Here is a 19,485-nt window from a genome sequence, read left to right as displayed (position 1 = left end):
CGCTCATGCGTCGCGCCTCTTGAGCAGGACATAGGCGCAGATCAGCGCGGCGACCACCCAGACCACCATGATCGCGAACCCGCCCCACGGCCCGTATGGGGAGTCGTCGTCGAACGTGACGACCTGCATGACCTTCTGCCCTGCCTGGTCCGGGAGGTACTGGCCGACCTTCTTGGTCGCGGAGACGTTGCCGAGGACGGCCGAGATGAGGAAGAAGAACGGCATGAGGATGCCGAGCGAGAGCATCGGGCTGCGCAGCATCGTCGCGACACCCATCGAGAAGACCGTGATCAGCGTCATGTAAAGCCCGCCGCCGAGCACCGCGCGCAGGACGCCGGGGTCGCCGAGGGCCGCTTTGTGGCTGCCGAGCATCGCCTGACCGACGAAGAAGGCCGCGAAACTCGTGATCATGCCGACCACGAGGGCGAGCAGCGTGGCAATAGTGATCTTGCTGAAGAGGAAGACGCCCCGCCGGGGAACGGCGGCCAGGGAAGTGCGGATCATTCCGGTGCTGTATTCGTTCGACACCACCAGCACCCCGAAAACGATCATCGCAAGCTGGCCGAGGCCCATCCCCGCGAAACTCGTGAAGGTCGGATCGAAGGTCAATTTCTCGCGCGCGGAGAGTTTGTGGAACTCGTTTTTCGACAATGCGCTGATCAGCGCGCCGAGCGCGACCGTCACCAGCACGGCCAGACCGAGCGTCCACACCGTGGAACGCACCGATTTGATCTTTGTCCATTCCGATTGCAGGACCTGCGTCACCACCGCCATCGTCAGGCCCCTTTACTTCCGTTGCTTCCGTTCGCTCCGCCGGACTTCCGCCAGTCGGCTCCCCAGCCGGCCCGCCCGCCCGGTGGCGTGGCCGCGGGGCCCCGCGCGACGTCGTTCCCCGGTGGCCGGCCGTCGTGCGCGTGGTACTCCACCGACTCGGCGGTGAGCCGCATGAAGGCCTCTTCCAGGGACGCCCGCTGGGGGCTCAGCTCGTGCAGCGTGATCCGGTGCCGCGCGGCCAGCTCGCCGAGGTGCGGCGCGTCCTCGCCGTCCACGTCCAGCGAGCCGTCGGACGCGGGCCGGGCGGTGATCCCGGCCCCGGAGAGCACGTCCCGCAGCCGCTCGTGATCGGGCGAGCGCATCCGGACGTACGAGCGGGAGTTCTCCGCGATGAAGGCGGCCATGGAGGTGTCGGCGAGCAGCCGGCCCTGGCCGATGACCACCAGGTGCTCGGCGGTCAGCGCCATCTCGCTCATCAGGTGCGAGGAGACGAAGACCGTACGGCCCTGGGCCGCCAGGTTCTTCATGAGATTGCGGATCCAGTGGATGCCCTCGGGATCGAGCCCGTTGACCGGCTCGTCGAACATCAGGATCTCGGGGTCGCCGAGCAGCGCGGCGGCGATGCCGAGCCGCTGGCCCATGCCGAGCGAGAACCCCTTGGTGCGCTTCCTGGCCACCGAGGTCAGACCGACGGTGTCCAGGACCTCCCGCACCCGGTCGCGGGGGACGCCGTTGCTCTGCGCCAGGCACAGCAGGTGGTTGCGGGCGCTGCGGCCGCCGTGCCAGGCCTTGGCCTCCAGCAGGGCACCGACGACCTTCAGCGGGTCCTTCAGCGAGCGGTAGTGCCTGCCGTCGATCCGCACCGAACCGCTGGTCGGGTTGTCCAGGTCGAGCATCATGCGCATGGTCGTGGACTTGCCCGCGCCATTGGGGCCCAGGAAACCGGTGACGATCCCGGGGCGCACGGTGAAGGTGAGGTGGTCCACGGCGAGCTTCTCGCCGTAGCGCTTGGTCAGCCCCTCAAGCTCGATCATTCACCCACGCTAAGCGCGCCCGGGACGCCTCGCCACCGGTGGCGGCGGGTCCGGAACGCGGGTGGCCCCCGCCGGATCGCGATCATGGACCGGTCGTGCGTCGACGGAAGGGGCCGACCGGAAAGCGTTTCGCATCGTGGCCGGAAAGCGACCACGAACCGTCCGCGGGGCCGACCGGAACGCCTCGTGAATCCGGCCGAAACTATGGCCGGAAACGGCCCAGCGCCCCGTGCGCCACAGGGGTTCGCGCACGACGCGCTGGGTACATACAGGCCCTCGGCGGGCGTCGCTCAAGCGTCAGCGGCTCTGCTGGGCCGGGACGCCGCGCGAGATCGGCTCGTCGTCACCGGGAACGCCGGCCGCGGCCACCGCCGCGCCGGTCAGCGTGGCCAGCATCTCCCGCACGTTGGTCAGCTGGGCGTTGATGCTGTCGCGGCGGTTGGTGAGGGCCGCCAGCTCGCGCTCGGATTCGCTGCGGATCCGGTCGGCCTTCGCGTTGGCGTCGGCGACGATGTCCTCGGCCTGGCGCTGCGCGGTCTCCACCGTCTGGCGGGCCCGGCGCTCGGCGTCCGTACGCAGCTTCTCCGCCTCCAGGCGCAGCTGCTCGGCCCGGTGCTCGATCTCCGCGAGCCGCTTCTCGGCCTTGGCCTGGCGGGACGCCAGATCACGCTCGGACTGCTCGCGGCGCTTGGCGAGATTGGTCTCGAAGTCCGCCGCGGCCTGGGCGGCCTTGGCGCGGGTCTCCTCGAAGAGGGAGTCCGCCTCCTCCCGCTTGGACTGCGCGTCCTTCTGTGCCTCGGCCCGCAGGGAAGCGGCGTCGCCCTTCGCCTTCTCGACGATCCGGGCGCCCTCGTCCTCCGCCTTCGCCTTGCGCTCGGCGGCGAACGACTCGGCGTCGTTGCGCACCTGCTGCGCCGCCGACTCGGCCAGCTCGCGGTGCTGCTCGGCGGCCCGACGGGCCTCCTCGCGCAGGTCCTTGGCCTCCTCCTCGGCCAGCCGCAGGATCTTCTCGACCCGTGCCCCGAGACCCGCGTAGGACGGCTCCGCGTCATTGACCTGGGCCTGAGCGTTCTGCGTTTCGAGGTGCAGCTCCTCGATCCGCTTTTCCAAAGACGTGATACGAGCCAGTGCGCTGTCACGGTCGGCAACGAGCTTCGAAATGCGGTCGTCCACCTGGCCGCGGTCGTAGCCACGCCGCACGAGCTCGAAGCCGAAGGGGGAGGAAGTGTCACTCATGGGGTTCCTGTCGAAAGAGACCGGTGAGGTGATAGAGGGAATCCTAGGGGTGCGAGCGGCGTGTCAACGAGGGGATGGGAGGGACAACCGGAGAATGTCCGCCCGTTTGAGTGGCTACTTCTCGGACTGTTTGCCACTCGATCGAGTTGCCCCCGCGCCCGCAGCCGCCTTCACCCCACCGTCCTTGCTGCCGCCTGCCCCCGGGGCCTCAAATGATTCCAACGCTTCCAACACGTCCTGGACACGGGAAATCTCGGCATTGATGTCCTCCCGACGGCGCACCAACACCTCCAACTCCCGCTTTCCCTCCTCCACGAGCCGCTTGGCCTCCTCCGCACCCTCGGTGCGCAGGCGCTCGGACTCGCGTACAGCGGCCGCCTTCTTCTGCTCGGCCTCCTTGAGCAGCCCCTCGGCCTTCCGCACGGCGGCGATCCGGACCTTGTTGGCCTCGGCCCCGGCGTCGGAGACCAGCTTCTTCGCCTTCTCCTCCGCCGCCGCCAACTGCTCGGTGGCCGCCGCGACGAGCTTGTCGCAGCGCTCACCGGCCGACTGCATCGCCTCGGCCGCCTCCCGGCGGGCCCGGTCGTGCAGTTCCTCGACCTCTCCCTCGAGCCGCGAGCGCAGCTCCTCGGCCCGCTCCCTTATGGCCGTCGCGTCCCCGCGCGCCTCCGCGAGCATCGTGTTCGCGTCGGTACGGGCCTGCTCCACCAGCGCGTTGCCCTCGCCGGTGGCCTCCTTCACGATCCGCTCGGCCTCCCGGCGGGCGGCGCCCACCATGGTGTCGGCCTGCTCCTCCGCGGCCGCGGCGGCCCGCAGGGCCTCCTCCTGGGCCTTGGCGATCAGCGCGTCCGCCTGCTCCGCGGCCTCCGTGCGCTTCTGCGCGGCCGCGTCCCGCGCCTGGTCGATGGTCCGCTCGCCCTCGGCCCGCGCCTCGGCCCGCAGCCGCTCCGCCTCCAGCACCGCGTCGGCCTTGATCTTCGCGGAGTCGGCACGCGTGCTGTTCGCGTTCTCCTGCGCGGAGTTGAGCGCGGCCTCGGCCTCCAGCCGCATCCGCTCGGCCTCCGCCGTCGCCTCCGCGACGAGGGCGTCCGCCTGCTCGGCGGCCTCCGTGCGCCGGGCGTTCGCGGCCTCCCGGGCCTCGTCCAGGGCCTTGGCGGCCTCGCCGCGCAGCCGCTCGGCCTCGGCCGTTGCCTCCGCCATGAGCGCGTCGGCCTGCTCGCCGGCCTCCGTGCGCCGGGCGTCGGCGGCCTGACGGGCCGCCTCCGCCGTCCGGGCCGCCTCGGCCCGGGCCGTCTCAAGGCTCTCCTCGGCCTCGGCCCGCATCCGCTCGGCCTGGGCCGTCGCCTCGGCGATCAGCTCGTCGGCCTGCTCGGCCGCCTCCGTACGCCGCGCCCCCGCGGCCTCGCGGGCCTCGTCGACGATGCGGTCCGCGTCGTCCTGTGCGGAAGAGGTCAGCTCGGTCGCCGCGTTGACGATCCGTTCGGCCTCGGCGTGGCCCTCGGCCCGCATCTTGTTCGCGTCCTCGCGGGCCTCGGCGCGTGCCCGCGCCGCGTCCTGCTCGGCCGTCGCGAGCGCGTCGGAGGCGTCGATACGCATCTGCTGCGCCTTGGCCGACGCGTCCGAGACCATCCGCTCGGCCTCGGCCGTCGCCTTGGCGAGCAGCGCGTCGGCCTGCTCGGCGGCCTCCGTGCGGTGCGCGTTCGCGGCCTCCCGGGCCTCGTCCACCGTCCGCTCGGCCTCCGTGACCAGCCGCTCGGCCTCGGCCGTGGCCTCCGCCTTGTGCGTCTCGGCGAACTCCTGGGCCTCGTCGAGGGCCTGGGCGGCCTCCGCGCGCAGCCGCTCCGCCCGCGCGTTCGCCTCGGCCACGAGGGCCTCGGCCCGCTCGGCGGCCTCCGCGCGATGCGCCTCGGCACTGGCGCGGGCCTCGTCCACCGTCGCGGTGGCCTCGGCCACGAGCCGCTCGGCCTCCGCGGTCGCCTCGGCCAGCAGGGCGTCCGCCTGCCCGGCGGCCTCGGTGCGCCGCGCGTTCGCCGCCTCCCGGGCGTCGTCGAGCACCTGGGCGGCCTCGGCCCGCAGCCGGTCCGACTCGATCGTGGCCTCGACCACGAGGGTGTCGGCCTGCTCCGCGGCCTCCGCGCGCTTGGCGTCGGCGGCCTTACGGGCCTCGTCCGCCGTCCGGGCCGCCTCGGCCCGGGCCAGCTCGACCGTCTCCTCGGCCTCCGTGACCAGCTTCTCCGCCTCGGCCATGGCCTCGGCGAGCAACTGGTCCGCCTGCTCGGCGGCCTCGGTGCGCCGGGCGCCCGCGGCCTCCCGCGCCTCGTCCAGCGTGCGGGCGGCCTCGGCCTCCAGCCGCTGCCCCTCGGCGACGGCCTCCTCGACCGTCCGCTCCGCCTGCGCCTTTGCCGCGTCCTTCGCCGCCTGCGCCTCGGCCCGCATCCGGGCCGCGTCCTCGCCGCCGCGCTCCCGCTCGGCGTAGGCGTCGGCACGGACCCGGTCCGCTTCCTCCTGCGCCTCGGTACGGGTCCGCTCGGCGTTGTGCTCGGCCGCCGAGCGCAGCCCGGCGATCTCCTCCTCGGCCTGCTCGTGCAGCCCCGCGACCGCGTCCCGCACCTGCTGGGCCGTCAGCTCGGCGGCGGCCACCAGCTCGGTGGCACGCTGCTCGGCCTCCTCGACCAGCCGGCGCGCCTCCTCCTGCGCCTCCGTGACCCGCTTACGGGCCGACGCGAGCAGCTCCTCGCTCTGCTCGTGGGCCGCCGCACGCTCGGCCTGCGCCTCCGCGCGGGCGTCACCGAGCAGCTCCTCGGCCTCGCGGCGCCGGCGGGCGGCCTCCTCCTGCGCGGCCGTCAGGGCCTCGGCGGCCTCTGCGGCCGTCCGCTCGGCCGCGGCGTTCGCCTCGGCCCGTACCCGGTCGGCCTTCTCCCGCGCCTCGTCACGCAGCCGCTCCGCCTCCGTGGCGGCCTCGGCCCGCAGCCGCGACGCCACGGCCTCGGCCTCGGCACGCGCCCCGGCCGCCTCCTCGGCGGCCTCGCCCCGCAGCCGCTCGGCCTCGGTCTCGGCCTGCGCCTGGAGCGTACGGATCCGCTCCGCGGACTCCGTCCGCAGCCGCTCGGTCTCCTCGGCGGCCTCCCGGCGCAGCCGCTCGGCCTCCGTACGGGCCTCGCGCAGCGCCGTCTCCGCGGCCTCCACCCGCTGCTCGGCCTCGGTGTGCAGCCGCGTCAGCTCCGCGTCCGCCTCCTCGCGCCGCGCCTTCGCGGCCCGCTCGGCCTCCTCGCGCAACCGCCGGGCGGCCTCCGCCGCCTCGGAACGGGTACGGCTCGCGTGGTCCTCGGCCTCCTCGGCCATCTCCTCGGCCTCGGCCCGGGACCGCTCCAGCACCTCCTCGGCCTGCTTGCGCAGGCCCGCGGCCCGCTCGGCCGCCTCGGCCCGCACCCGCTCGCTCTCGGCACTCGCGCCGGCCCGGGTCTCCTCCGCGTCGGCCTTCGCCTTGGCGAGCAGCTCCTCGGCGGTGCTGGCCGCCTCCTCGATCTGCTGGAGGGCCTCACGGCGCGCCTCGCCCCGGATCCGCTCGCCCTCGGCGACGGCGTCGGCCCGCAACTGCTCGGCCTCGCCGCGCAGCCGCCGTGCCTCCTCCTGGAGCTCGACGGTCTTGGCGCGGTACTCCTTGGTGTCGTCCTTCGCCTCGCCCTTGAGCTGCTCGGCGGTGTCCGCCGCCTGCGCGCGCAGCCGCTCGGCCTCGGCCTCCGCCTCCCGGCGGATCCGCTCGGCCTCCTCGGCGGCCGCCTTCGTCGCGGCGCGGGCGTCCTCGGACGCCTTGGTGAGGACCTCCTCCGCCGTCCGGGCGGCCTTCGCGAGCTGCGCCGCGGAGTCCTCCGCGGCGGCGCTGCGGGCGTTGTCGGACGCCTCGGCCAGCAGCCGGTCGGCCTCCGCGCGGGCGTCGGCGCGCAACTGCTCCGCCTCGGCCTTGAGGGCCTCGGCCTCCTTCGTCGCCTCGCCCACCAGCCGGGCGATCTCGGCCTTGGCGGTACGGGTGCGCTGCTCGTTCTCCGACTCCGCCGACGTCAGCCGGCGGGCGGCGGACTCCTTCGCCTCGGTGACGAGCTTCTCGGCCTCGGCGCGCGCCTCGCGCAGCGCCGTGTCGGCCTCCTGCATCCGCGCCTCGGCGCCGCGCGTCAGCTCCGCCGCCGTCGTACGGGCCTGGTCGGACTCCGCGCTCGTGGCCGTCCGCAGCTGCTCGGCGTGGTCGGTGGCCTCCTGGGCCTGCGCGGACGCGGCGGTCAGCAGCCGCTCGGCGTCGGTGCGCGCCCGGCGCAGTATCGCTTCCGCTTCGGCGCGCGCCTCCTCGGCGGCGGCCCCGAGCCGGGCCCGGGCCTGCTCGGTCAGCCGCTGGGCCTCCGCGCGGGCGGCGGCCAGCGCGGCCTCCGACTCCGCCCGGGACTCCTCCAGCAGCCGCCGCGCCTGCGCCTCCGTGCGGGCACGCAGCTGCTCGGCCCAGGCGACGTTCTCGTTGACGTGCGACTCGACGGTCTGGCGGCGCTCGTTGAGCTCCTCGTCCAGCCGCTGCCGGCGCGCGACGGCCTCGGCGTGCAGCTCGGCTTCCATCCGGGCCTGGCGCTCGGCCTGCTCCTGGAGGAGACGCTGCGTCTGGGCCCGGGCCTCGCGCAGCTCGCGCTCGGCGTCCGTGCGCAGTTGTTCCGCCTGAATCTGGGCATTACGGAGCAACTGCTCCGCCTGGTACCCGATGTCGGCGGTGTCGTATGCCGGACGGTGGGCGAGAGTGCGGCGCGCCTCGTGGAGCTTGGCGCGCAGCACCTCGACCTGGTAGCCGAGGTCGTCGGCGTGCTGGACCGCCTTCTCCCGCTCCTTCTTCAGCCGCTCCATCTCGGCTTCGAATTGCGAGAGGTGGTCGTCAGCCTCGTAGCGGTCGTTGCCCCGCACTGCGCGGTCCCATCCGTCCCCTGGTCGCGTTGGCGGCCGGCCCCGTCCTGCGTACTGGTGGAACCCCGGAGCCCGCCCTTCCGAAGAAATGGTGTCAGATCATCGGTACAGCCTGGGCCGGGCCCCACCCGTACCCCGGCTGAGCCTGCACTCTACCGGCCGGGGGAGGCGGTGGTCAGTGCTCCGCCCCGGGGGCGGCCGCCGAGGTGACCAGTTCGGTGAGCACACCGTGGCAGTCCTTGGGGTGCAGGAAGGTGATCCGCGAGCCCATGGAACCGATCCGCGGCTCGTCGTAGAGGACCCGGACGCCCTTGTCCCGTACGGCCTCGGAATCACCGTCGACGTCGGCGGTGCCGAAGGCGATGTGATGGACGCCTTCCCCGTTCTTCGCAAGCCACTTGCCGACCGCGGAGTCCTCCCGCGTGGGCTCCAGGAGCTGGAGGTACGAGGCGCCGCCGTCGGACGTCTCATTGATCTTGAGCATGGCCTCGCGCACGCCCTGCTCCTCGTTGACCTCGCTGTGGAACACCTCGAAGCCATACGTGGCACGGTAGAACTCGACAGTCCTGTCGAGGTCGAAACAGGCGATCCCGATGTGGTCGATTCGCGTCAGCATGGCTCCAGTGCACCGCCGTGGGGCCGGTTACGCAACGTGCGCGCGATCACACCCGCCGCCCGGTGACCGGGCGGGTACCGCTCAGTACATTGACGGAAACCATCGTTAACCCACTCCGCTCGAAGGGGCCGCGCCTCATGACCGGTACGAACGGTTCCACCGACAAGACCTCCGTGATCGTCGCGGGCGCCCGTACTCCCATGGGCCGCCTCCTCGGATCGCTGCGCACCTTCTCCGGTGCCGACCTGGGCGGGGTGGCCATCAAGGCGGCCCTGGACCGGGCGGGCATCGGCGGCGACCAGGTCCAGTACGTGATCATGGGCCAGGTGCTCCAGGCCGGCGCCGGCCAGATCCCGGCCCGCCAGGCGGCCGTCAAGGCCGGCATCCCGATGAGCGTGCCCGCCCTCACGATCAACAAGGTCTGCCTCTCCGGGCTGGACGCCATCGCCCTGGCCGACCAGCTCATCCGCGCGGGCGAGTTCGACATCGTGGTGGCCGGCGGCCAGGAGTCGATGACCAACGCCCCGCACCTGCTCCCCAAGTCCCGTGAGGGTTACAAGTACGGCGCGATCGAGATGCTCGACGCGATGGCGCACGACGGGTTGACGGACGCGTTCGAGAACATCGCCATGGGCGAGTCCACCGAGAAGCACAACGCCCGGCTCGGCATCGCCCGCCCCGCGCAGGACGAGATCGCCGCCCTTTCCCACCAGCGCGCCGCCGCCGCGCAGAAGAACGGCCTCTTCGAGGCGGAGATCACCCCCGTGGAGATCCCGCAGCGCAAGGGCGAGCCCGTCATCTTCAGCAAGGACGAGGGCATCCGCCCGGAGACCACGGCCGAGTCGCTGGCCAAGCTCCGGCCCGCTTTCGCCAAGGACGGCACGATCACGGCCGGTACGTCCTCGCAGATCTCCGACGGCGCCGCCGCCGTGGTCGTGATGAGCAAGGCCAAGGCCGAGGAGCTGGGCCTGGAGTGGATCGCCGAGATCGGCGCCCACGGCAATGTGGCCGGCCCCGACAATTCCCTCCAGTCCCAGCCGTCCAACGCGATCAACCACGCGCTGGGCAAGGAGGGGCTCGCGGTCGGGGACCTCGATCTCATCGAGATCAACGAGGCGTTCGCCGCGGTGGCCGTGCAGTCAATGAAGGACCTCGGGGTGTCCCCGGAAAAGGTGAACGTCAACGGTGGAGCCATCGCGCTCGGGCACCCCATCGGTATGTCGGGTGCCCGCATCGTGCTGCACCTCGCGCTGGAGCTGAAGCGGCGCGGCGGCGGCGTGGGCGCGGCGGCGCTGTGCGGTGGCGGCGGCCAGGGCGACGCGCTGATCATCCGGGTGCCGGGGAACTGACCCTCCCGGGCGGGCGGCACACGGGTCCGGGCCTTCCCGGACCTCAAGGATCGGATCGGAACGGAGCAGTCATGGCGGACGTCCCCACGCTGGTCGAGCAGGCACGGGCAGGGCGGCCACGGGCCGTGGCCCGGCTGATCTCCCTGGTCGAGGGGGCGTCGCCGCAGCTGCGCGAGGTGATGGCGGCGCTCGCCCCGCTGACCGGCGGGGCGTACGTCGTCGGTCTCACCGGCTCGCCCGGCGTCGGCAAGTCCACCTCCACCTCGGGTCTGGTCGCCGCCTACCGCCGGGCGGGCAAGCGGGTCGGCGTCCTCGCCGTCGACCCGTCCTCCCCGTTCTCGGGCGGCGCCCTGCTGGGTGACCGGGTACGGATGTCCGACCACGCCTCCGACCCGGGCGTCTACATCCGCTCGATGGCCACCCGCGGCCATCTGGGCGGTCTGGCCTGGGCCGCCCCCCAGGCCATCCGGGTGCTGGACGCGGCGGGCTGCGACGTGATCCTCGTCGAGACCGTGGGCGTGGGGCAGTCCGAGGTCGAGATCGCCTCCCAGGCCGACACCAGCGTGGTGCTGCTGGCCCCCGGCATGGGGGACGGCATCCAGGCGGCCAAGGCGGGCATCCTGGAGATCGGCGACGTCTACGTCGTCAACAAGGCCGACCGCGACGGCGCCGACGCCACGGCCCGCGAGCTGAACCACATGCTGGGCCTCGGCGAGTCCCGGGGCCCGGGCGACTGGCGGCCCCCCATCGTCAAGACGGTGGCCGCCCGCGGTGAGGGCCTCGACGAGGTCGTCGAGGCGCTGGAGAAGCACCGGGCGTGGATGGAGGAGCGCGGCGTCCTCGCGGAGCGGCGCGCGACGCGGGCGGCCCGCGAGGTGGAGACCATCGCGGTCACGGCCCTGCGCGAGCGCATCGGCGACCTGCACGGCGACCGCCGCCTGGACGCGCTGGCGGAGCGCATCGTCGCCGGCGACCTGGACCCGTACGCGGCGGCGGACGAGCTGGTGGCGGGCCTCACGGAGTCGGCTCCGCCGGGGGAGTAGGCCGGGCGCGCGGCCGTCGCACGGGCGGGCGCGGACCGGCGTACGTCCCCGGCCCTCGCCCGCGCTCGGATTCGTCCCTCCCGCCGGGCGGGCCGAAGCCGCCGTCAGCCCTCGATGCCCGTCGCCGTGTGGGCCGCGCCCACCGGCTTGGACTCCGGGGAGCCCCGCTGGCGCAGGTAGATCGACAGCACCGCCATGGAGGCGACGGCGAGCAGTTCGGACTGCCAGTTCTGCAGGGTGCGGTCCCAGAAGTCCGGCAGGAGAAGGTATTCGCCCCAGCTGTGCGGGGCCTGGAGTTCGCGCAACTGGCGTTCGTTGTAGGCCGCCACCCCGGTGATGGACTGGGCGAGCCAGCACAGCAGGAAGATGACACCCATGACCCAGCCCAACGAGGCCGCGTAGACGCTCTGGCGCCAGCCGGTGGCCCTGGCCCAGCGGGGGGAGTCCTCCTTGGCGTGCGGGCCGACCATCTGGTCCTTGTCGGACTCCGGGCCGGCCTGGTGCGGCTTCTTCGACTCGGGCGAACCCCGCTGCACGAGCCACACGGTGACGAAGATGTACAGGAAGAACTGCAGGTACTCCGACTGCCAGTTCTCGGTGACGTCGACCGCGAAGTCGGAGGACGTCAGATAGGCGCCGAAGCCGACGCGGGCCAGGCCCTCGTCGGCGAGCTGCTGGTTGAACTCGGCGTGCCCGGCGAACGCCTGGCCGACGAGCGCGAGCAGGAAGCCGGTGCCGAAGGCCAGGCCGAGCCCGTTCTCGCGCAGGAAACCGCCACCGGACCGGGCGTTCCTCTCCGTCGGGCGGCTCATCGGTACATCAGCCCCAGCGTCGTGAAATACGCCAGGCCGCCGGCGATGACCAGCAGAATGCCGATGAACATCACTCTCATCCGCGGTCACCCGCCCTTGATCTCGCACCGGTACGGCTTCTCCGGGCGTTCCTCGCAGCCCGCCGCGGTGATCTTCCAGCCGTTGGGGAAGTGCGACAGGAACACGGTGTCCGTCGCGAGGACGGCACGGGCCTGGTTGCCGTACACGTCGACCTGCCGGACGGCACCGCCCCGCGGCAGCCGCTCCTGCCCCACGCCTTCCTCGCACGAGGTGCGGGCCGACCGCGCCAGCTCCTCACGGGTGGCGGGGGCCAGGGCGGCGCAGACCGCCGCGTACTGCCGCGCGCGCAGCGCCGTCTCGAAGGCGGCGGTGGCCGCCCTGGCGCCGTCGCGGCGCTCGCCCACGGTGCCGCACCCGCCCACCGCGGACACGGTCACCGCGCACACGGCCACCACCGCGATCACCACGCCGAACCGTCGGCCGGTCACTGGCCACCTCGCTCACCGGCCCGGGCCGGTGACGCCGCCCGTGGTCCGCCCTGTCGATCAGTGGAGGACGGGTACCCGGTCGCCGCTCCCGCTACGCTGGGCCTGGGCCGTTCGGCCCAAGGGGCGCGGCGGCCTCACCAGGGCCGGGAGCGGGCCGGTCGGGGTCTCGGTCAGATCGGCCGGCGGCCCCTGGCCGACGGTGAGCGCGCGGCTCCCCGTGACGGCCGTCGGTCAGGCGTACTTGCCGAGGTCGCTGGCCTTGAGGGCGGCCTGGTCGTTGATGCCGATGACGTAGCCGTCCGGGTCGCGGAAGTAGAACATGCGCTGCCCGGTGTGGTCGGTGCCGGTGTCCTTGACGATCTCGGCGTTCCGGGAGATCCGCTCGTGGGCGCCGTCGAAGTCGTCCACGCCCAGGTAGAACATGCCGGCGAAGCCGACGGGGGTGTCCGCGAGGACCGGCAGCCAGTTCTTCAAGTCGGCGTTGCTGTAGAGCATCCCGCAGAATCCGCCCTGGTAGAGCAGCATATGGATGTCGTCCCCGGGGCGGGCGGTGCTGGAGTCGACGTCGAAGCCGAGCTTCTTGTAGAACGCGACGCTGGTCGCGGTGTCCTTGACGCTCAGGCAGGGGGCGAACGGCATGGGTCCTCCATCGGCGGTGGCGGCTCTCAGGCGCGCTGCGCCCTGTGCTCCTTTCTCCGTCATCGCAGGGGCCACCGCATGGCGGGGGCCGCCGTCCCGGTGACGGCGGGCGCACGGACGGGACTTCCCGTGCCACCGGGAGTGCGCAAGGAAAGACGCGGACCGCGCGCCCCGCTCGCCGCGTGCGAGGAGACAGGAGAGCCGGAGCTGGACCGGGACCGACACGGCGCCCGGCGCCCGGTCCGGATCCGGGCGGGTGGCGGCAGAGGGTCAGGCCCGGCCGCGCGCCGTGCGCAACCGCTGCGCGATCGGGGCGAGCGCGGAGTGCAGCGCCTTGAGGTCCTCGGGCGACAGCAGATCGATGAAGTGCTCGCGCACGGAGGTGACATGGTGCGGGGCGACCTCGCGCATGGTCTCCCAGCCCTGTTCGGTGAGGACGGCGAAGAGGCCGCGCCGGTCCGACTCGCAGTTCTCGCGGCGGACGAGTCCCGCCGTCTCCATGCGGGTGATCTGGTGCGAGAGACGGCTCTTGGACTGGAGGGTCGCGGTGGCGAGGTCGCTCATCCGCATCCGGTGGTCCTCGGACTCCGAGAGGTTGACCAGGATCTCGTAGTCGTTATTGGTGAGTCCGAACGGCTGGAGGTCCCGTTCGAGCTGATGCATCAGCAGCCGGCTGACCTCCAGGTGGGCACGCCAGGCGCGCTGTTCCTCGTCGCTGAGCCAACGGGGGCCGTTCTCGGTGTCCATAGATGGATTCTACCTAAGAAAGTTGAAAGATGAACCAATGTTGGTGTGGCGATCGGGGCTGAGGGATCACTCGTTCGACGTCACCCTCCGCAGGGTACCGCTCACAGCCCGAAGCGACGCTGGAGGTCACCGAGCTGGCCGGGCATCCGGGGTGTCATTGGCTGGTTTGCCGGGGTTGCGTTCGGAACGCCGTCCTGCTGTGGGGTGACGCCCGCGTTCCGCTCCTCCATCAGCTGTTCGGTGGACTGCAGGAGGACCGTGCCGGCACCGACGAACTCGAATTGGTGCTCCTCGCCCGACGTGCCGCCGAGCCCGGTCAGGGAGCGGACCCCGCCGAGGACGCCCGTCAGGTACTGGTGGTCGTAATGGTGGCAGGGGGAAGGGCAGTCGGCCCAGCCGACGAGGGCCTGGGGATCGACGCGGATCGGGGGTTCGGCGAAGTGGACCGGGCCGTTGGAGGCCGCCACGAACTTGCCCGTGCCGATGAGCGTCAGAAAGCCGGGGATGATCGACTGCTTCAGTGACAGCGAGGGCTGGAAGGCGAGGAGATTGCCCGAGCGAACGGTGAGGTTTCCGTCTTCGAGGTCGAAGGAGTTGACGTCGAAGCTGCGGTCCGCGAGGAGCATCTTGCCCCGGCCCTCGGCGACGACCCAGTCCGAGGCGTGCAGCGGGGAGTGGAAGCTGCTGCGGATGAGACGGTCGAGGGGGCCGTGGCCGATGCCGTGGAAGTCGATGCGCCCGTAATAGGCGATCATCTTCCCCTTCTGCAGGAACCACTGGCCGTCGAGGTCGACGGAGAACGTGTACGGATTGACGTTGTCGTCGACCGGAAGCGTGGTCGCGTCATGGATGACCGGGCCGTTCACAGCTTCTCCTCCGACGCCTGTACGTACACCGTGCCGCTGCCGGACAGCTCCAGCTGGAAGCCCTCGCCCGAGCCGCGGCCGACCATCTCGCGCCAGCCGAGGGCGGTCGAGAGCTTGTTGCGCACGTCGCCCCGGTGGGCGACGTAGGCCTGCGGGTCCACGTGGACGGGGCGCCCCGGAGTGATGGGCAGCTCGATGAAGCCGCCGTGCGCCATCACCGCCACCGCCCCATGGCCCTTGAGGGTGGTGGTGAAGAGGCCCTGGCCGGTGACCTGGCCGCGCACCATGCCCATCACACCCCCCTGGGATCCCATGAACATCGTGCCTTGCTGGAGCGTGCCGTCGAAGGCGAGCAGCCGGTCGGCCTCGACGTAGAGGGTGTCGCCGGACAGCTCGATCACCGAGACGTGGTGACCGCCGTGGCCGAACATGACCGTGCCACTGCCCTCGACGGTCATCAGCGGGGTGGCCTCGTTGGCGATCCGGCGGCCGATCATCCCCATGACGCCGCCCTGGCCGCCGGTGATGCTGGGGGTGAAGGAGACGTCGCCGCGGTAGGCGAGCATGGCGCCGCGCTGGCTGAAGAGCCGCTGGCCCGGCAGGACGCTCGCCTCGACCATGCGCGAGTTCAGCAGACGGAAGGGCATCAGACGTCACCCCCGATGGTGTTGCGCTCGCTGGGTTGCACGTAGACGAGCCCCTCGCCCTCGAAGCGGATCTGAAAGGCCTCGCCGGAGCCCTCGCCCATGAACGTCCGGAAGTTCACCCCGGACTGGAAGTGCTGCTTGAGCTTGCCGGTGTGGGCGATATAGGCGCCGGGGTCGACCTGGAGCGGCATGTTCGGCGTCACCCGCAGGACGACGGCCGTGCCGGCCGACATGATCGCGGCCTGGCCGGAGCCCTCGACGGTGGTCGTGAACAGTCCGGTGCCCTGTGAGGCCCCGCGCAGGCCGGTGAACGAGGTGCCCGTGCGGAGGCCGCTGTCCGTGCACAGCAGATTGCTCGACTCGACGTACAGCGTGTCGCCGTGCAGCGTGACGAGGTTGATCTCGCTCGCACGGTCGGCGAAGTAGCAGGTGCCGTGTCCCTTCACCTCCATGACTTCCATCTGTTCGCCGGTGAGCCGGCGGGTGACCATGCCGCGCAGGCCGTCACCGCCGCCGGTCATCTTCTTGAACGTCATCTCGCCCTCGTACGCGACCATGGCGCCGTTCTTCGCCTTGACCGCGTCACCCGCCATGTCGACGGCGAGGACTTTGCTCCCTTGGAGCCGAAACTGAGCCACGGACCAGACGCTAGCGGCAGGACATACCGCTCCAACAGGCCCCACGGTCCCGGAACGGTCCCGAAGAGGTCCCGAAGGGAGACCGGTGGGTGCTCAGGGCGGCCCCGGACTACGTGATCCACTTGTGGGCTGCGACAATGGGGTGGTTTGTGAATGCCCTCACAAGCCGTAGCCGATCCGCCACTCGCTTATCGAAGGTGCGTGCCCCCGTGGACATGACGACCGCATCCGCCCTGCGCCGACTCCGCCTGGTCTCCGCCCCGGAGGCCGTCTCCTTCCTGTTGCTGCTGCTCTGCTCGGTGCTCAAGCGGACCACGGACTTCAACGCGGTGCCCGTGATGGGCTACATCCACGCCGCGCTGTTCCTCGTCTACGTGCTCTTCTGGCTGGACGCCTGGAACAAGACCAAGTGGCCCCTGAAGACCGCCGCCCTCTACTTCGTCCTCTCCGTCCTGCCCACCGGCGGCTTCTTCGCCGACCGGATGCTGCGCCGTGAGGCCGAGGCGAGCGTCATCGCCGCCCGCGCCCGCAAGGAAGGCGTGGTCAACGCATGATCGTCGCCTTCTCCGTCTCCCCGCTGGGCGTGGGTGAGGACGTCGGCGAGTACGTGGCCGACGCGGTGCGCGTCGTGCGCGAGTCCGGGCTGCCGAACCGCACGGACGCGATGTTCACGTCCGTCGAGGGCGAGTGGGACGAGGTCATGGACGTCGTCAAGCGCGCGGTGGCCGCCGTCGAGGCCCGGTGCGGCCGGGTCTCGCTCGTGCTGAAGGCGGACATCCGGCCGGGCGTGACGAACGGACTGACGTCGAAGGTCGACACGGTGGAGCGGTACCTCTCCGAGGGGTGACCGGGAGTGTGGTCAACGGCCCGGCCCGGGGCGCGCAGTGTGCGCGCCCCGGGCCGGGCCGTTTCGCGCGTGCGTGAGCCGATGCGGCGCGCCGCGCGACGAGTCGCGCGGCGGATGGTGCCGGCCGGGTGCTTCATCTCCCGGCCAGCGCCATCCCCAAGGGAGTGCGCTCGTACAGGACCTGGTGGCCATGGCGGCGGGACGTCAGGAGGCCGGCGGCGCGCAGTACCGACAGATGGGCGGAGACCGACGACGGGGCGAGGCCGTGGTGGTGGGCCAGGGCGGTGGTGGAGGCGGGCTCGTCCAGGGCGGACAGGACGGCGGCACGGTGCGGGCCCAGCAGGCGGACGAGCGCGTCCGACGGCCGTGCCTCCGGCTCGGACCACAGACCGCCGATGCCGCGCGCCGGGTAGATCACGGTCGCCTGCCAGGGCGGATCGAAGCCGCCGATGACCTCCGGCCACGCGAAGACGCTCGGCACCAGCATCAGGCCCTGCCCGCCCAGCTCCCGCACGTGATCGCCGCGACGGGTGAGCGTCAGGGTGCCGTCCGACCAGGTCAGCCGTGGATGCAGAGCGGCGAAGAGCCGCTCCAGGCCGCCTTCCGCCAGCCGCCGCGTATGGAAGGCCACGTCCGCCTCCAGCAGGGCGCGCAGTCTCGGCCAGACGGGGGCGAGCAGGGTGTGCCAGGCATCTTCCAGCAGACCGGTCAGCTCACCGAGGGCACGTTCGGGGTCGGCCAGCAGGGCCCGGCCGGGCGCGGACCCGGCCGCCCCCGGGGTGTCGGCCATCGACCGCGCCAGCTCCGCGCGGACGACGGCCGGATCGGTGGCCCGTACGCGCGTCAGCTCGTCCTCGAACGACGCCAAGGGGCCCATCGGCGGCGGGCAGAGGAAGTCCGGGTGATAGCCGCCGGGGGCGGCGGGGGCCAGCAGCGCCATGGACGTGAGATCCAGCCGGCCGGCGGCCTCCCGCATCCGCCGCAGCCACGGCAGGTGGTAGCCGTGCCGCTCGGGGCGCAGCAGGGTGTACAGCGCCTGGTGGGTCTCCCAGAGCGGGGAGATCCCGAACCGGCAGCGCAACAGATCGTCGGCCCCGAACCGCATATGAAACGCCATGCGCCCCCCAGGCATTCGGCTCCGGCCGAAACACTAGTGGTCCGGTGCCGGGCTCGCCACGCTGACCGGCATGTCTTCCGCCACCACCGCCCCGCCCGCCGTCGGCTACGCCGCCGTCTTCGCCGTCCGGGAGTTCCGCGCCGTCTTCGCCGCGCACCTGCTGTCCCTGCTCGGCATCGTCGTCGGGGAGATCGCGCTCTCCGTCCTCGTCTACCGGCTGACCGGCTCGCCGATGCTGACCGCGCTGACCTTCGCCCTCGGTTTCCTGCCGTACGTCGCGGGCGGCACGCTGCTGTCCGGCACAGCCGACCGGTACCCCGCCCGGCGGGTGCTCGTCGTCTGCGACCTGCTGTGCGCGGCGGCCGCCGCGACCATGGCCCTGCCCGGCACCCCGATAGCCGGGCTGCTCGCCCTGCGCTGTGTCCTCGCCGCCATCGCACCCGTCTTCGGCGGGACCAGGGCGGCGACCCTGGGGGACATCCTCGGCGAGGGCGAACTCTTCGTGCTGGGGCGCTCGTTGATCCGGATCGTGTCGCAGGGCGCGCAGCTCGCCGGGTTCGCGGCGGGCGGGGTCCTGCTGACGGTGGCGTCACCGCGCGCGGTGCTGGTGGCCACGGTCGCCGGATTCCTGGGCTCGGCCGTACTGCTGCGCTTCGGGACGCGCCGGCGGCCCGCGCGTACGGGCGCGGGCGGGGCGCTGGTGAAGTCCTCGCTGTCGGGCGCCCGGCGGCTCTTCGCCGACCGGCGCGTCCGGGCGCTGCTGCTGCTCTCCTGGGTACCGCCGTTCCTCCTCGTCGCTCCGGAGGCGCTCGCGGCGCCGTACGCGGACGCGATCGGGGCGGGGCCGGTGGGGCTGGGGCTGCTGATGTGCGGGATGCCGGTGGGTTCGATCGTGGGGGAAGTGCTCGCGGGGTGGGCGCTCAGCGCCCGGGCCCGGGAGCGGATCACCTTGCCGGTGGCGGCCGTGACCCTGCTGCCGTTTCTCGCCTACGTGTTCCGGCCGTCGCTGGGGTGGGCCCTGCTGCTCGTGGCACTGGCCGGCACGGGCATGGCGTACACGCTCGGCCTGGACCAGTGGTTCGTCGCGGCCGTGCCGGAAGAACTGCGCGGACGGGCGATGACGCTCCAGACGGCCGGGACGATGACGATCCAGGGACTGGGCATGGCACTGGCGGGCGTCGCGGCGGAATACGCACCGGTGCACGGGGTGGTGGCGGGGGTGGGACTGCTGGGCACGGCGGCGGTGGGAGCCGTGGTGCGGCTTGTCGTACGCTCGGCGTCCTGACCAAGATCAAACAAGGTGGGGGTGACTCCTGATGCTGGAGTTCCTGAGCGGCAACGGCGGCCGGAAGACCGGGATCGAGCACGAGGTCCTCGTGCTGCGCGACACCGAAGCGGTCGCCGACGCGATACGCGAGGCACTGGAGGTTGCGAGCGACGCGGAACGTCCGGGCCTGGAGCGCGCCGCCGCGCTGGTCGACCGGTACGGGGCCCGCTCGGAGGCGGAGGCACGCGTCGCGTGGGTGCGGGGTGTTCTCGCGAAGGCGGGAGTGGACCCGGTCGAGCAGGAGATCCACGCGGTCAAGGCGGTCCGGCAGGCGGAACGCGGCCTGAGTCTGCGGGCTGCGGTGGCTCTGGTGAACGAGGCGAAGCCGAGGTAGGCCGTAGGCCTTTGG

The 19,485-nt window shown here is 72.3% G+C and carries 19 protein-coding genes; 6 read left to right on the top strand and 13 right to left on the bottom strand.

Going from position 1 to position 19,485, the window contains the following annotated elements; all coding sequences use genetic code 11:
- Positions 1-3 precede the first annotated feature (3 nt).
- The 5 genes from ACZ6MA_RS17005 to mce form a co-directional block, all read right to left on the bottom strand.
- Positions 4-780 carry an ABC transporter permease gene (locus ACZ6MA_RS17005; protein WP_469434706.1) on the bottom strand — a complete coding sequence of 259 codons (777 nt, stop codon included), beginning with the start codon at positions 778-780 and terminating at the stop codon, positions 4-6.
- On the bottom strand, positions 777-1,808 hold the full coding sequence (locus tag ACZ6MA_RS17000; RefSeq protein WP_469434496.1) for an ABC transporter ATP-binding protein: 1,032 nt from the start codon (positions 1,806-1,808) through the stop codon (positions 777-779). Before ACZ6MA_RS17000 ends, ACZ6MA_RS17005 begins: the two co-directional genes overlap by 4 nt.
- 297 nt (positions 1,809-2,105) lie before the next feature.
- Complete coding sequence (locus ACZ6MA_RS16995) at positions 2,106-3,044, bottom strand: coiled-coil domain-containing protein (protein ID WP_130879962.1); 939 nt, start codon at positions 3,042-3,044, stop codon at positions 2,106-2,108.
- Positions 3,045-3,158: 114 nt separating this feature from the next.
- Positions 3,159-7,979: a polarized growth protein Scy gene (gene scy, locus ACZ6MA_RS16990; protein WP_469434494.1), complete on the bottom strand. Its 4,821-nt coding sequence runs from the start codon at positions 7,977-7,979 to the stop codon at positions 3,159-3,161.
- Positions 7,980-8,154: 175 nt separating this feature from the next.
- Positions 8,155-8,595 carry a methylmalonyl-CoA epimerase gene (mce, locus tag ACZ6MA_RS16985; protein WP_469434492.1) on the bottom strand — a complete coding sequence of 147 codons (441 nt, stop codon included), beginning with the start codon at positions 8,593-8,595 and terminating at the stop codon, positions 8,155-8,157.
- 137 nt (positions 8,596-8,732) lie between these two features.
- On the opposite strand from mce, the gene ACZ6MA_RS16980 reads away from it, so the two are divergent.
- Together ACZ6MA_RS16980 and meaB are read left to right on the top strand one after the other, a co-directional pair.
- Positions 8,733-9,944 carry an acetyl-CoA C-acetyltransferase gene (locus tag ACZ6MA_RS16980; RefSeq protein WP_469434491.1) on the top strand — a complete coding sequence of 404 codons (1,212 nt, stop codon included), beginning with the start codon at positions 8,733-8,735 and terminating at the stop codon, positions 9,942-9,944.
- A gap of 71 nt (positions 9,945-10,015) precedes the next feature.
- Positions 10,016-10,987: a methylmalonyl Co-A mutase-associated GTPase MeaB gene (gene meaB / locus ACZ6MA_RS16975; RefSeq protein WP_469434490.1), complete on the top strand. Its 972-nt coding sequence runs from the start codon at positions 10,016-10,018 to the stop codon at positions 10,985-10,987.
- Between the two features lie 104 nt (positions 10,988-11,091).
- Here the strand turns inward: meaB and ACZ6MA_RS16970 are convergent, their stop codons facing one another.
- From ACZ6MA_RS16970 to ACZ6MA_RS16940, 7 genes are all read right to left on the bottom strand, one after another.
- Positions 11,092-11,799 (bottom strand): DUF6766 family protein, encoded by a 708-nt coding sequence (locus tag ACZ6MA_RS16970; protein ID WP_469434488.1) that lies wholly within the window; start codon positions 11,797-11,799, stop codon positions 11,092-11,094.
- A gap of 86 nt (positions 11,800-11,885) precedes the next feature.
- Positions 11,886-12,308, bottom strand: coding sequence for a hypothetical protein (locus ACZ6MA_RS16965; protein ID WP_469434487.1), 423 nt, complete (start codon positions 12,306-12,308; stop codon positions 11,886-11,888).
- 231 nt (positions 12,309-12,539) lie between these two features.
- Entirely contained in the window at positions 12,540-12,947 is a 408-nt protein-coding gene (locus ACZ6MA_RS16960; RefSeq protein ID WP_469434485.1) for a VOC family protein, read from the bottom strand.
- Between the two features lie 270 nt (positions 12,948-13,217).
- Positions 13,218-13,694, bottom strand: coding sequence for a MarR family winged helix-turn-helix transcriptional regulator (locus ACZ6MA_RS16955; RefSeq protein ID WP_469434484.1), 477 nt, complete (start codon positions 13,692-13,694; stop codon positions 13,218-13,220).
- Between the two features lie 101 nt (positions 13,695-13,795).
- A complete protein-coding gene (locus ACZ6MA_RS16950) occupies positions 13,796-14,560 on the bottom strand; it encodes an AIM24 family protein (protein ID WP_469434483.1) in 765 nt (254 codons plus the stop codon).
- Complete coding sequence (locus ACZ6MA_RS16945; RefSeq protein WP_469434481.1) at positions 14,557-15,207, bottom strand: AIM24 family protein; 651 nt, start codon at positions 15,205-15,207, stop codon at positions 14,557-14,559. Before ACZ6MA_RS16945 ends, ACZ6MA_RS16950 begins: the two co-directional genes overlap by 4 nt.
- The gene (locus tag ACZ6MA_RS16940; protein WP_370421542.1) at positions 15,207-15,845 is read right to left on the bottom strand and encodes an AIM24 family protein; all 639 of its coding nucleotides are present in this window, start codon (positions 15,843-15,845) and stop codon (positions 15,207-15,209) included. Before ACZ6MA_RS16940 ends, ACZ6MA_RS16945 begins: the two co-directional genes overlap by 1 nt.
- A gap of 209 nt (positions 15,846-16,054) precedes the next feature.
- Between ACZ6MA_RS16940 and ACZ6MA_RS16935 the strand changes: the two genes are divergently transcribed.
- Together ACZ6MA_RS16935 and ACZ6MA_RS16930 are read left to right on the top strand one after the other, a co-directional pair.
- A complete protein-coding gene (locus ACZ6MA_RS16935) occupies positions 16,055-16,399 on the top strand; it encodes a DUF3817 domain-containing protein (RefSeq protein WP_469434480.1) in 345 nt (114 codons plus the stop codon).
- The gene (locus tag ACZ6MA_RS16930) at positions 16,396-16,692 is read left to right on the top strand and encodes an MTH1187 family thiamine-binding protein (protein ID WP_184732477.1); all 297 of its coding nucleotides are present in this window, start codon (positions 16,396-16,398) and stop codon (positions 16,690-16,692) included. The genes ACZ6MA_RS16935 and ACZ6MA_RS16930 overlap by 4 nt, the downstream gene beginning before the upstream one ends.
- A gap of 133 nt (positions 16,693-16,825) precedes the next feature.
- On the opposite strand, the gene ACZ6MA_RS16925 is transcribed toward ACZ6MA_RS16930, so the two are convergent.
- Entirely contained in the window at positions 16,826-17,809 is a 984-nt protein-coding gene (locus ACZ6MA_RS16925; protein WP_469434479.1) for an ArsR/SmtB family transcription factor, read from the bottom strand.
- Between the two features lie 70 nt (positions 17,810-17,879).
- Here ACZ6MA_RS16925 and ACZ6MA_RS16920 point away from each other — a divergent pair, with 70 nt between their 5' ends.
- Both ACZ6MA_RS16920 and ACZ6MA_RS16915 read left to right on the top strand, forming a co-directional pair.
- On the top strand, positions 17,880-19,094 hold the full coding sequence (locus ACZ6MA_RS16920) for an MFS transporter (protein WP_469434477.1): 1,215 nt from the start codon (positions 17,880-17,882) through the stop codon (positions 19,092-19,094).
- A gap of 31 nt (positions 19,095-19,125) precedes the next feature.
- The gene (locus ACZ6MA_RS16915; RefSeq protein ID WP_469434476.1) at positions 19,126-19,470 is read left to right on the top strand and encodes a hypothetical protein; all 345 of its coding nucleotides are present in this window, start codon (positions 19,126-19,128) and stop codon (positions 19,468-19,470) included.
- The last annotated feature ends 15 nt before the right edge of the window (positions 19,471-19,485 follow it).

It is taken from the genome of Streptomyces sp. NPDC042259 (assembly GCF_055582085.1).
This window is presented reverse-complemented; position numbering and strand designations above follow the sequence as displayed.